The 12,193-nt window shown below is 65.3% G+C and carries 10 protein-coding genes and 1 pseudogene; 3 read left to right on the forward strand and 8 right to left on the reverse strand.

Annotated elements, in window-relative coordinates:
- Positions 1-6 precede the first annotated feature (6 nt).
- The 5 genes and pseudogenes from RQH86_RS12265 to RQH86_RS12285 form a co-directional block, all read right to left on the reverse strand.
- Positions 7-882: an NAD(P)-dependent oxidoreductase gene (locus RQH86_RS12265; RefSeq protein WP_311239161.1), complete on the reverse strand. Its 876-nt coding sequence runs from the start codon at positions 880-882 to the stop codon at positions 7-9.
- Positions 883-921: 39 nt separating this feature from the next.
- Positions 922-2,040, reverse strand: a complete 1,119-nt coding sequence (locus RQH86_RS12270; protein WP_311239160.1) for an NADH:flavin oxidoreductase/NADH oxidase — start codon at positions 2,038-2,040, stop codon at positions 922-924.
- Positions 2,041-2,100: 60 nt separating this feature from the next.
- Positions 2,101-2,982: an NAD-dependent protein deacetylase gene (locus tag RQH86_RS12275; RefSeq protein ID WP_311239159.1), complete on the reverse strand. Its 882-nt coding sequence runs from the start codon at positions 2,980-2,982 to the stop codon at positions 2,101-2,103.
- 516 nt (positions 2,983-3,498) lie between these two features.
- Positions 3,499-3,916: pseudogene (locus RQH86_RS12280) on the reverse strand (VOC family protein).
- Positions 3,879-5,153, reverse strand: coding sequence for an MFS transporter (locus RQH86_RS12285; protein ID WP_311239158.1), 1,275 nt, complete (start codon positions 5,151-5,153; stop codon positions 3,879-3,881). Before RQH86_RS12285 ends, RQH86_RS12280 begins: the two are co-directional and overlap by 38 nt.
- A gap of 97 nt (positions 5,154-5,250) precedes the next feature.
- Between RQH86_RS12285 and RQH86_RS12290 the strand changes: the two genes are divergently transcribed.
- Both RQH86_RS12290 and RQH86_RS12295 read left to right on the forward strand, forming a co-directional pair.
- Positions 5,251-6,138, forward strand: coding sequence for a LysR family transcriptional regulator (locus RQH86_RS12290; protein ID WP_115526793.1), 888 nt, complete (start codon positions 5,251-5,253; stop codon positions 6,136-6,138).
- A gap of 969 nt (positions 6,139-7,107) precedes the next feature.
- On the forward strand, positions 7,108-7,776 hold the full coding sequence (locus RQH86_RS12295; RefSeq protein ID WP_311239157.1) for a hypothetical protein: 669 nt from the start codon (positions 7,108-7,110) through the stop codon (positions 7,774-7,776).
- Between the two features lie 210 nt (positions 7,777-7,986).
- Here the strand turns inward: RQH86_RS12295 and RQH86_RS12300 are convergent, their stop codons facing one another.
- The 3 genes from RQH86_RS12300 to RQH86_RS12310 form a co-directional block, all read right to left on the reverse strand.
- Positions 7,987-8,487 carry a hypothetical protein gene (locus tag RQH86_RS12300; RefSeq protein WP_115515047.1) on the reverse strand — a complete coding sequence of 167 codons (501 nt, stop codon included), beginning with the start codon at positions 8,485-8,487 and terminating at the stop codon, positions 7,987-7,989.
- 326 nt (positions 8,488-8,813) lie between these two features.
- On the reverse strand, positions 8,814-9,620 hold the full coding sequence (locus RQH86_RS12305) for a TatD family hydrolase (protein ID WP_115515046.1): 807 nt from the start codon (positions 9,618-9,620) through the stop codon (positions 8,814-8,816).
- Between the two features lie 473 nt (positions 9,621-10,093).
- Positions 10,094-11,011: a LysR family transcriptional regulator gene (locus tag RQH86_RS12310; RefSeq protein ID WP_115515045.1), complete on the reverse strand. Its 918-nt coding sequence runs from the start codon at positions 11,009-11,011 to the stop codon at positions 10,094-10,096.
- A gap of 126 nt (positions 11,012-11,137) precedes the next feature.
- On the opposite strand from RQH86_RS12310, the gene RQH86_RS12315 reads away from it, so the two are divergent.
- The gene (locus tag RQH86_RS12315; RefSeq protein WP_311239156.1) at positions 11,138-12,190 is read left to right on the forward strand and encodes an aromatic ring-hydroxylating dioxygenase subunit alpha; all 1,053 of its coding nucleotides are present in this window, start codon (positions 11,138-11,140) and stop codon (positions 12,188-12,190) included.
- Positions 12,191-12,193 lie beyond the last annotated feature (3 nt).

A 12,193-nucleotide genomic window follows, 5' to 3' on the forward strand; every position in this document is an offset into this window, starting at 1 on the left:
TGGCGATCAGGCCTGCCCTGCCCGCCGCGCCGACACCTCTGCCAGCACGGCCCAGTCTGCATTGCCATCGCCATGCCCTATGGCGTCGTCCAGGCTGGCGCGCAGCAGTTCGCCCAGTGGCATCGGCACCTGTTTGCCGGCGCCGGCCTGGATGGCCAGGTCCACATCCTTGCGCCCCAGCGTGGCAGTGAAGCCGGCCGGTGTGTACTGGCGCTGCATGATCAGCTTGCCGTAGCCCTGGTACGCGGGTGCGGCGAACAAGGTAGTGGTGAGCATGCCCAGGAATTGGGTGGCGTCCACGCCGTGCCCGCGTGCCAGTGCGCTGGCCTCGGCCATGGCGCCGATGGCGCTGGCCAGGCAGAAGTTAGCCGCCAGTTTCACCGCGTTAGCCTGCTCCGGGGCATTACCGATGTGCCAGGTCTTTTGCCCCAGCACATCGAACATCGGCTGCACCCGCGCCAGCGCTGCAGCGTCGCCGGCCGCCAGGATATTGAGCTTGCCTGCCTCGGCCACGTCGACGCGGCCCAGCACCGGTGCGGCAACGTAGGCGATGCCGCGCTCGGCGTGCAGTGCGGTCAGCTCGTGCGCCAGCGCCACCGAGATGGTGGCCATGTTGACGTGCACGCTGCCGGCCGGCAGTGCGTCCAGCACGCCGCCGTCCAGCACGGTCTGACAGACCGCGCTGTCGTCGGCCAGCATCGAGAACAACAGCGGGCCGTGTGCGGCGCCCACCGGCGCATCCACCACCGTGGCCCCGGCATCACGCAAGGTGTGCGCGCGTTCTGGCGAACGGTTCCAGACGCTCACTTCGAAGCCGCCGCGCAGCAGGTTGTGCGCCATCGGCAGGCCCATCGTGCCCAGCCCCAGAAATCCTATCGGCATGCGTATGCTTCCTCCTCGGTATGACGTCGGTGGCGTGCGTCAGCTGGCAAACACGCCGCGTGCATCGCGCGGTTCGCAGCGCAGATATTGCGGCGCCGGTGTGACCGACGCACCCAGCGCAGCGGCGGCATGCCACGGCCAACGCGGGTCGTACAGGATGCCGCGCGCCAGTGCGATTGCGTCAGCCTGGCCCTCCTGCAAAATCGCCTCGGCCTGCGCCGGCTCGGTGATCAGGCCCACGCCGATCACCGGCATCGTGACCTGCGCACGAATCTCCTGCGCAAACGGAATCTGGTAGCCGGCCTGCACCGGAATCTGCTGACGCGGATCCAGCCCACCGCTGGAGACATGGATGTATTGCGCGCCACGTGCATCCAGCGCCTTGGACAAGGCGATGCTCTGCTCCAGATCCCAGCCGCCTTCCACCCAATCGGTGGCCGAGATGCGCACGCCGACCGCGATGCGCTCGGACACCGCCGCACGTACCGCGTCGAAGACGCGCAGCGTCAGGCGCATGCGGTTTTCCAGCGAGCCGCCATACGCGTCGCTGCGCTGATTGCTCAGCGGCGACAGGAACTGATGCATCAGATAGCCATGCGCGGCATGCAGTTCGATCAGCTCCAGGCCCAGGCGTTCGGCGCGGGTGGCCGCGGTGACGAATGCGGCGACCACCGCATCGATTCCGGCCTCGTCCAACGCCTGCGGCGCCGGTTTGCCCGGCTGGAACGGCTGCGCCGAGGCAGACACGGTCTGCCAGCCATGCGCGTGATCGGGGGCGATGGCCTCACCGCCCTTCCACGGCAGATCGGTGGAAGCCTTGCGGCCGGCATGCGCCAGCTGGATGCCGATCGGCATCGGCGACCAGCGTCGCACCGACTGCAGCACCTCATCCAGCGCCTGCTCGGTGGCGTCGTCGTACAAGCCCAGATCGGCGTAACTGATGCGCCCTTCCGGCAGCACTGCGGCGGCCTCCAGGATCAACAGGCCCGCGCCCGATTGCGACAGCGTGCCCAGATGGATGCGGTGCCAATCGCTGGCGCGGCCGTCCTGTGCGGAGTACTGGCACATCGGCGCGATGACGATACGGTTGGCGAGCGCGAGCGGGCCGAAGGCGATGGGGGTGAACAACTGGCTCAAGGCAACATCCAGACGCGACATGGGGACGCCCATTGCACTGCGCCACGCGCCGCCGCACAACCGCTGCAATGGATCACTGCGTCATGCAGAGCGCGCACTGTCGTACCTGGCCGCCGCGCTGTGCAGCGGGTCCGGTGGCTGCTGCAGGAAGGCCAGCGCCTGCGCGCACGACTGCTCCACCTTCAGGCTGAGCAAGTCATCGGCGCGGGTACGCCCGAAGTTCAGCGCGGCGATCGGCAGGCCGTTGCGTGCGGCAGTCTGCACGAAGCGAAAACCCGAATACACCATCAACGACGAGCCCACCACCAGCACCGCATCGGCGGCCTGCAAATGTGCAAACGCGCGCTCCACACGCTCGCGCGGCACGTTCTCGCCGAAGAACACCACATCCGGCTTGAGCACGCCGCCACACATCGGGCACGGCGGCACCACGAAGGTCTCGAAGGCGACATCGTCCAGATCCGCATCGCCATCGGGCGCCTGCGCCGCGTCCAGCGTGGCCCAGCCGGGATTGTCCCGCTCCAGCAGCAGCTGAAACTCGGTGCGCGGCATGCGCCGCTCGCAGCTCATGCACCGCACTACATCGAGCCGGCCGTGCAGATCGATCACCGCCTGGCTGCCAGCGGCCTGATGCAGGCGGTCCACGTTCTGGGTGAGCAACACTTCCAGTTGCCCGCGCGCTTCCAACGCGGCCAATGCGTGATGGGTGGCGTTGGGTTGCGCCAGCCCGAAGCGCGGCCAGCCGACCAGGCTGCGCGCCCAATAGCGCTGCCGCGTGGACAGCTCGCCCATGAAGGCCTGAAAGGTCACCGGTTGCGGACGCTTCCAGCCGCCTTGCAGATCGCGGTAATCGGGAATGCCCGAGTCGGTGCTGCAACCGGCGCCGGTGAGCACGAACAGGCGCTGGTAGCGCTCGATGAACGCTTGCAACGCATCGCCGGTGTGGTCGGTCAGGCCCGTCATCATGCAACTCCGTTAGCGGTGAGATCACTGTGCAACACCTTGGTGTGACGCGCCTGCAGCGGCGCAACACGTTCAACCGCTGCACTGCGGGCAGTGGGTAGCGCGCGACGCGCGCCAGTGGCGCCACGTGATGTCTGCAGCACAGGGGTACGACCTGTGCGCTGCGCTGGATGCAGATCCATCCGCATGCAGCAAGCGGCTGTGTCGATCACGATGGGGCCGTGCGGGCCAATTCCAAGCCGACGCCTGCGGCGGACCCAGGCGCCGCATCTGCGACAAGGCAGTATGCAGTTGCGGGTTTGCGCCTGTCGTTCGTCGTGTGCCTGCAGGCAGGGAGCCGAGCGTGTGCAGCGCGGTCCGGTGTTTGCGTGCATCGCCATCTGGCGGTGGAGTTGCGACACCAACGCGCAGCGCGTGTGGGTGAGCGATGACCATCGCGTCAAGACCCTCGGCCGCGCGGAGAACCGCAGCATCGCGCACAGGCGCACGGTCCGCAGATGCGGCAGCAATCCGCCATTACAGCAAGCTGCTGACCTCGATCAAACTGCCATCCGGGTCGCGGCGGAGACCGACAACACCGCGCCGGTTGCGCCGGTGCGCTGGATCGGAACCTGCTCGATGATGACGCCGGCAGCGACGATGCAGTCCTGCGCCTGCTGCAGCACAGTTGCGGTGATCAGGCACAGATCGGCCGATCCGGGCGTCGGCACGCGTGCGTTGGGGTCGGACGCGCGCCCGGCGGCATGCCGGTTGATCTTCTGCTGGCCGAAGGCCAACGCAGGCCGGCCTTCGCCGAACTCACCACCTGCATGCCGAGCACGCGCGCATCAAAGTCGCAGGTGGCATGCACATCGACAACGCTGAGCAACAAGTTGTCGAGTCGCTCGATTCGCCTGTCATTCGCCACGCGCAGGATGCGGCGCAAAGCGGCCATACGGGCGTGCGTCATCGGCGCGTTGGCGCAACACATGCGCGGCGGCAAACGCCAGCACCAACAGCGTCAGGCACATACCGACCAACCCGGCCCAACCGCCGTGTTGCCAGAACCAGCCGCCGAGCGCGCCGATCACGCTGGAGCCGGCGTAATACGCCAGCAGATACAGCGACGCAGCATGACTGCGGTGCGTGCCGCCGAGCCGGCTCACCCACGCGCTGGCGGCCGAATGCGCGATAAAAAAGCCAATCGTCAGCAACACGATACCGCCCACCACCAGCGCCAGCACATGCGCCAGGGTCAGCGCCACGCCGAGCACGCACAGCACGATGCCGGCACTGACCACCGGCCCGCGACCGAAACGATCCGACGCCGCCCCTGCCACCGACGAGCTGACGATGCCGAACACATAGGCGCTGAAGATCATGCCGATCTGGCTTTGGCTCAGGTTGAATTCCGGCCCGCCCAAGCGAAACCCGGCGTAGTTGTAGAGGCTGACGAACACGCCCATCAACAGGAATGGCAATGCAAACAGCCACGGCAGATTGCGATCGCGCAGATGCCCGGCCCAGGCGCGCAGGTGGAACTGCAGATTGACCCCGTGCCGACGCACGAAATGGCGCGACGGCGGCAGCAGCCACACAAACGCGACGGCACACAGCAGGTCGAATCCGCTCAACAGCGCCAATGCCGTACGCCAGTCGGTGTGGTCGGTCAGTACGCTCATCATGATGCGCCCGCTCATGCCGCCGAATGCGTTGCCGGCCACATACAGGCCGGTGGCCGCGCCAAGTTTGTTGGCCGGTAGTTCTTCGCCCAGATACACCATCGCTACCGCCGGCACGCCGCCCAACGCGATGCCGGACAGGGTGCGCACCACCACCAGCGCGCCCCAGTGCGGCAGGAACGCCGCGATGAGGTTCAGCACCGCGGCCAGCGCGATGGAAGCGAACATCAGCCCACGCCGGCCCAGATTTTCCGAGACCGCACCGGCACAGAAAATCGCCACGGCCAGCCCGCCGGTGGCCAGCGACAGCGGCAGCGAGGCGGTGGCCGCATCCACGCCGAAGGCGCGTGCGAACTCGGGCAGCACCGGCTGCACGCTGTAGAGCAGCGAGAAGGTGGCAAAGCCGGCCAGGAACAATGCCAGCCGGATGCGGCCAGTGGCGGGCACCGCGATCTCGGGGACGGCGGCACTGGCCGGTAGGGCGCTGGAGCGGGAATCGGAAGCAGGCACGGGTATCTGGATGAGACCGGGGACAGGGAGTATTCGCCCGCCACAACCCCCTGTCCAATATATGATGCTGGCAGTTGCCATATATGAAACAGATACCATGGAGCTGCGTCACCTGCGTTATTTCCTGGCGGTTGCCGAGGAAGGCAACTTCACCCGCGCTGCGGCACGGGTCGGCATCGGCCAGCCGCCGCTGAGCCAGCAGATCCAGACACTGGAGCGCGAGCTGGGCACACCGCTGTTCCGCCGCACCCATAGCGGCGCGGAACTGACGCCGGCCGGCGAGGCCTTTCTCGGCGAAGTGCGTCGGGTGCTGGCCGATGTGGAGCGCGCCGCGGAAACCGCCCGGCGTGTGGCGCGCGGCGAATCCGGCCGGCTGCGCATGGGCTTCACCGCCTCGGCCGCCTTCAGCCCGGTGGTGCCGCGCCTGATCCGCGACTTCCGTCGGCAATGGCCGCAGGTCGAACTGTTGCTGGAAGAAACCAACACCGCCAGCTTGCTGGTGGGCCTGGCCGATGGCCGCCTGGATGCGGCGTTCGTCCGCTATGGCCTGAGCACGCCACCGGACCTACAGCTACTGCGCTTTGCCGATGAGCCGATGAAGATCGCGGTGCCGGCGGCGCACCCGCTGGCCGCCCACAACAGCGCGCCGTTGGCGGCGTTGGCCGGCGAGCCGTTCATCCTGTTTCCGCGCAGCTTCGGTTCGAGCCTGTACGACGAAATCCTCGCTGCCTGCCGCGAGTCGGGAGTGACCTTGCGTATCACCCAGGAGGCGCCGCAGATGTCGTCGATCATCAACCTGGTCGCCGCCGAACTGGGCGTGTCGGTGGTGCCCGCCTCCACCGCGCAATTGCAGCGCCCCGGCGTGCGCTACCTGGATATCGAAGGACGCATGCCGCTCGCTCGACTGGCCCTGGCGGTTGCACCGGGCGCGCTGGACAGCGCTCCGCTGGTGCGCCATCTATGGGGGCTGGCGGAATTGATCTGAATGTAATCAAGAACCGACGTCGCAACGACCTCAAGCGGCTGATCGCCCTTTACGCGCCCGGCAGCGGGCGCGGCACTTTCCACACCTGCGCACTGGCTTGCCGCACCGCTCTCGCCACTTTAATGCCTACCCCCAGGGTAATCCGTTGCTTGGAACAAGGTTCATGCTGCCACGCATCACTGCTGCCAACGACATGCCCTGACTGCAGCAGTGATATGCGCGACAGATATCAGCGCAGTGAGAACCAGAAATTTGTAAGACGGTCAAACCCTGGGACAGTCGACATCCTACGTAGCACGATGCCGTTCAGACAACGAGTTGAAGTAAATCCACGAATGGTTACGGGTGTTCCGTTGGCCACCAGAGATTGGGGAGGTGTAACCCACGTGATTGCCCCACGATCGTTTCCACGAGTCACTCTAATACACGTTTCAAATCCTGTATTATTGATACCTCTGCCAACCACATAAACTGAGTTGATGTTACTGCTGTTCGGAACACCGACCATCAACACATGGTAATCCCGGCTCAACTGGGCATTGGCACTCGGCAAAAAACACAGCGATGCAGCCAGCACGCTGGCGGCCATAAACGAACTCTTTATGCTCATTTTTATTCACTCCCGGATTTTGATCGATTAAAGATGAGAAACCCATTTGACGGGACTTCCGGTGACCGCGGTCATCATTGTGCAATGGGTTCCACCCAAGGATGGCAACTTGCATCCGCTGTTGCGCGCAGTGACAATCGCTAATCACATCCGGACTCTACTTGACGGCTCTGCAAAAAAACGGAGGCAACTTCGTGCAATGCTCCAAGGGTTCGCCATGCGACATATTCCGGTCACATTTAGTGCGATCAGGTTCGGGCCTGCCATCGCGACGACAGCGCTTTGTTGGCAACGGGGTCTTGATCTCAACCATGATTGAGGTTGTTCAATATGGACTTCCCCGCTACAGAAGTATCGCCATGCAACTGCGCCACCTTGTTCTACCCTGCCTCGATCCGACCCTCAGCCTGCGCTTCTATGCAGATACGCTGCAGTTGCCACTGTCGGGCAACAGCGTTCGCATCGGCTGGAGCACGCTGGAATGCATCCAGGCGCAGCAGCCTGTGGGCAGCGTGCATCTGGCCTTCAACGTTGCGCCTGCGCGCTTCGATGCAGCGGCGGCATGGATCGGCGCACGTGCAACGCTGCTCACCGATCCCGCTGGCCAGGAACGCTTCCAGCTCGATGGCGTGTGGCAATCGCGTTCGGTCTACTTTGCCGGCCCCGATGGCGCCGTGCTCGAACTGATTGCGCGCAATGCACTGCAAGACGCACCCACCGGCCAGGGCATATTTCATGGCAGCGAATTGCTTTGTCTGAGCGAGATCGGCTTGCCCAGCAATAACGTCGACGCGGTGACCAGCAGCGTTGGTCATCATTTCGGCGTGCACCCGTTTGCGCCGGCCGTGGAAGGCTTTGTCGCGCTGGGCGACGATGACGGCTTGTTGATCGTGGTGGATCAGCGCCGGCGCTGGTTCCCGCAACAACGTCAGCTGCCGTGGGCAGACGGCTTGCGCGTTAGCGTGGACGCACCAAAGCCGGGCCTGCGGCTGCGCGATGCGCAGGGCTGGGAATTGCTGGCTGCCTAGGCCACGGCACCACGATGGCTTTGCAGTGCAAGGCGGCGTCGCGCCGCATCGCCGTCCCTTCAACCATGCATGCTTTACCCCGCTGCCGTGCTGATGTGCGATAGCCACAGCACGGCGCTCTGCCATCGCACACCCACTGACTGACCTGCTCGACGCATGCACTGCGCCGCCACCGATGTGGCAGCCCAGTGCATCGGTCGCGTTGCAAACTCAGAGGTAGTACCAGGTCACATGGGCAGTCATCCCACCCAGGCCGGACGACTCCACCGCCACCGTCATGACCGGATTGCCACGGGCGCGGCCACCCACGTAGTAGCACTTGATGTACGCATAACCGCGCTTGGGCGGGCATGCGCCTTTGTAATAGCCCACACGCTCGCCAACGATTTCCATCTGCGTTGCGGCGGACAAATGGATCGCGTCCCAATAAGCATCCTTGTCGGCATTGTCGCAGCCGGTGAGCTTGGCGCCCGATTCGGATTTGTTGTACCAGTGCGTCGCCGCACAATTGGCGAGGCGTTTCACCTCGGTCGAGCGATAGGACAGATTCCCGCTGACCTTGAACGAATCCGCGTAGGCCGACGTGACGCCGCCAAGGGTCAAGGTGAGCACTGCAGCCACGGCGAACACGCCGCGCTCCAGGTAACGAGAAATGCGCATGGTCTTTCCCTTCAGTGCGAGGGCCGATTGCCCGTCGGCGAAGGTGGACACTGGCGGTGACCGCATGACGACCTGCGCGTGACAACACCGGCACATCGCTCGACAACGCGCTACGTGGCTGCACGCTGCACCATCGCATTAACGTCCAGCTGCACGTCGTGCCGTTAAGTGCCCTGGTCTCCACGACGAGAGCGTCGTGAATCTGGCGGTTTTAGCGCAGTGCACACGCGCTGGCGGGCAGCGGGTTATCGAACGGTAGCCATTGTGCCTTCGGCACCATTGTCCATGCACGAAACAGCGCGCGATGGTGCCGATAACCAGCACTCACTTCAGCGATGCGATATCTCGGCGATGTGGCAGCCGATAACTGCGTATCTTCAGCTGGCCGATTGAGGCGCGGGCAAACGGAAAAACGCACGCGCCGCAGCGGTACTGTTGGCAGCGGTCACCGCTACGTCTTCGCCGCGGTCGCGCGCCAGTTCTTCGACGATATGCGACAGAAACATCGGCTCGTTGCGGCGGTCCTTGGGCATGGGCTTGAGCGTGCGCGGCAACAGGTAGGGCGCGTCGGTTTCGATCATCAAGCGGTTGGCGGGGATATTGCGCACCAGCTCGCGCAGATGCGCGCCACGGCGTTCGTCGCACAGCCAGCCGGTGATGCCGATGTAGTAATCGCGATCCAGATAGGCGAACAGTTCTTCGCGCGTGCCGGTGAAGCAATGCACGACGGCCGCACCCAGCTTGCCGTCGAAGCTGCGCATGATGGACAGGAAGTCGTCGTGCGCGTCGCGCTGATGCAGAAACAGCGGCTTGCCATTGTTGGCGGCCAGTTGCAGCTGGCGCTCGAAGGCCTTGTGCTGGGCCGGGCGCGGTGCGAAATCGCGGAAGTAATCCAGCCCGCATTCGCCCACCGCCACCACCTGCGGATGCGCCTGCAAGGTGCGCATTTCGGCCTCGCATTCGGCGGTAAATTCCACGGCATGATGCGGGTGGACGCCGGCGGTGGCGTACAAGACTCCGGGATGTTGTTGCGCCAGTTGCAGGGCCAACGGCGAATGCTCGCGGCTGGCGCCGGTGATCACCAGCTGCGCCACGCCCGCCTCGCGTGCGCGTTGCAACACGGCGTCGCGGTCGCGATCAAAGGAATCATGGGTGAGGTTGGCGCCGATATCGATCAACTGCATGGTGCGGGTGTGGCCTGAAAGAGCAGATGCGATTGTACTGGGTGAGCGTTGCCCTCATCCGCCCTGCGGGCACCTTCTCCCGCAGGCGGGAGAAGGGACGCGCTGCGGGCGCGGGTGGCGGGGTGATTATCTCGGCGCTTTGTCGTTTTCCCGCACGCGGGAGAAGGGATAGCCGCTGCGGCATCTGCATGCTGTTGGCAGTATCTGCATGCTGTTGGGGTATCTGCATGCTGCTGGGGGTATCCGCATGCTGTTGGCGGTCTCCGCAGCTGTCCGCGGTATCCGCGCGCGGCTAGCTATGTCTGCATGCGCTCGTCGGCATCTGCGCGCGCTCTATGCACCCGAACACGGCTGACAGCACTGCATGCCGCCATGCAGCACCTGCACACCACCGGTCTGCAGCGACTGCGTTGCCGTACCCCTCTCCCGCCTGCGGGAGAGGGGCAGGGGTGAGGGCCGCTTGCGCAACACACTCACCCCACCACCGGCACCACCATCGCATCGATCTTCGCCGCCAGCGCCTGGATTGCCAGCTGCGCCGAGCGCGAGAGTTGTCGCTGCGGGGCCACGCACAAGGCCAGTGTCATCGGCTTGGTCAGGTGCTGGCGGAACGGCACGAACGCCAGTCGCCCGTCGGCCACATCGGGGGCGGCGTCCAACCACGACATCAGACCCACGCCCGCACCCGCGCGCACCAGTCCGCGCAGGGTGCGCACATCGTTGCAGTGGGTGAGTCGCTTCACGTCGATGTGCTGGCGCTGGTACAGCACCTTGGCGTGCTCGCCCACGATCAGCGGGGCGGCCGGCAGCAGCAACCGATGCTCCAGCGTTTCGCTCAGCTGCAGCTCGGTGCGCGTGCTCAACGGGTGCCCGACCGGCATGGCAATGCCCAACGGGATATCCGCAAACGCGCGCACCTCCAGGTCCACGCTGCTCACCGGGTCCAGCAGCAAGCCGATATCCACGTCGGCGGAGGTCACCATTTCCATCACCCGCTGGTTGCGCGCGGTAGACAGATTGAAGGTGATGCCCGGGTATTCCTGCACCAGCGCGGCCACCGCTGCCGGCACCACGCCTTCGCTGAGCGCGTCGATCATGGCGATCTCCACATGCCCGCGGCGCAGCCCCTTGAGTTCGTCAAAGCGCTCCAGGGTGCGCGCGTAGGCCTTCTCCCAGCCGCGCACATCCACCAGCAGCAGCTCGCCGGCGGCGGTCAGCCGCAGCCGGCCCGGCAGGCGTTCGAACAGCTGCGCGCCCAGCTCCTCTTCGGCCTTGAGGATCTGCCGGTCGATCGCCGAGGCGGACACGTGCAACACGTCGGACGCCTTGCGGATGCTGCCGCAGCGGGCCACTTCGATGAAGTAACGGGTGAAGCGGGAGAAGGTCAGCATGCGGCGGGGCTCGGTTGGTGTTGCATTTTTTGCAATGGCTTGGCGGAAAAACGATGTTTGATCACACACCCCCGGCTTCCTAGAGTCAATCGGGCACCGCTCCCGCCTCACGCCAGAGACCGCCCCATGGATGTCGCCGTCCCCGCCCTGCCGCTGCACTGCACCTTCGAAGCCGCCGACTGGCAGCGCCTGGCCCAACATTGGCACGCGGTGGCGCTGAGCAGTGAGGTGGGGCAGGCGCCGTTCAAGGCCACCCTGCTGGACGAGCCGCTGGTGCTGTACCGGCTGGGCGAGGAGCTGGTGGCCGCGCGCGATGTCTGCCCGCACCGCGGCGTGCCGCTGAGCATGGGCACCGCCGACGGTGGTGGCGTGGTGTGTGCGTATCACGGCCTGCGTTTCGGCGCGGGCGGGCGCTGCAATCACATCCCGGCCAGCCCAAATCAGAACATCCCGACCAAGATGCGCCTGCACACCTATGCGGTGGCCGAGCGCTATGGGCTGATCTGGGTGTGCCTGGCCAAACCGGCGGGCGTGAGTGCGGCCGAGGTGCAGATCCCGCCGATGCCGGGTTGGGACGAGGACGGCTTCCAGCAGATCGTGTGCCCGGCGTTCGACATCGGCGGCAGCGCCGCGCGCCAGCTGGAAGGCTTCATCGACGTGGCGCATTTCGCCTTCGTGCACACCGCCACCTTCGCCCAGCCGGACAAGCGCGAGGTGCCGGCCTACACCACCACCGAAACGCCGACCGGCTTCAACGCCGATTACCTCAGCAGCGTGGCCAACTATTCGGTGGACATGCCGTTGCCGGAGGTGGACCCCAGCTTCCAGTGGCTGCGGCACTTTGAAATCCATCTGCCGTTTACTGCCACGCTCACCATCCACTTCCCGGTGCCGGGCAAGCGGCTGGTGATCATGAATGCCGCCAGCCCGGTGTCCAAGCACAAGACGCGGCTGCTGGTGCCGATCGCACGCAACTTCGACACCCATCTGCCGGTGGAAGACGTGCACGCCTTCAACCTGCGCGTATTCGAGGAAGACCGCGCCATGGTCGAAGCGCAGCGCCCCGAATACCTGCCGCTGGACCCGCTGCTGGAGGTGCACATCCCGGCCGACCGCAGCTCGATCGCCTATCGCCGTGGCCTGCGCAGCCAGGGCTATAGCGACTTCTTTCTACGCTGACCG

Origin of the sequence: Xanthomonas sp. WCS2018Noco2-27, assembly GCF_031843525.1 — a bacterium.
GTDB lineage: Bacteria > Pseudomonadota > Gammaproteobacteria > Xanthomonadales > Xanthomonadaceae > Xanthomonas.

Bases quoted from the DNA above. Each gene is read 5' to 3' on its own strand.
- RQH86_RS12265 (WP_311239161.1), bottom strand. From the start codon at position 882: ATGCCGATAGGATTTCTGGGGCTGGGCACGATGGGCCTGCCGATGGCG.
- RQH86_RS12270 (WP_311239160.1), bottom strand. From the start codon at position 2,040: ATGTCGCGTCTGGATGTTGCCTTGAGCCAGTTGTTCACCCCCATCGCC.
- RQH86_RS12275 (WP_311239159.1), bottom strand. From the start codon at position 2,982: ATGACGGGCCTGACCGACCACACCGGCGATGCGTTGCAAGCGTTCATC.
- RQH86_RS12290 (WP_115526793.1), top strand. From the start codon at position 5,251: ATGGAGCTGCGTCACCTGCGTTATTTCCTGGCGGTTGCCGAGGAAGGC.
- RQH86_RS12295 (WP_311239157.1), top strand. From the start codon at position 7,108: ATGCAACTGCGCCACCTTGTTCTACCCTGCCTCGATCCGACCCTCAGC.
- RQH86_RS12305 (WP_115515046.1), bottom strand. From the start codon at position 9,620: ATGCAGTTGATCGATATCGGCGCCAACCTCACCCATGATTCCTTTGAT.
- RQH86_RS12310 (WP_115515045.1), bottom strand. From the start codon at position 11,011: ATGCTGACCTTCTCCCGCTTCACCCGTTACTTCATCGAAGTGGCCCGC.
- RQH86_RS12315 (WP_311239156.1), top strand. From the start codon at position 11,138: ATGGATGTCGCCGTCCCCGCCCTGCCGCTGCACTGCACCTTCGAAGCC.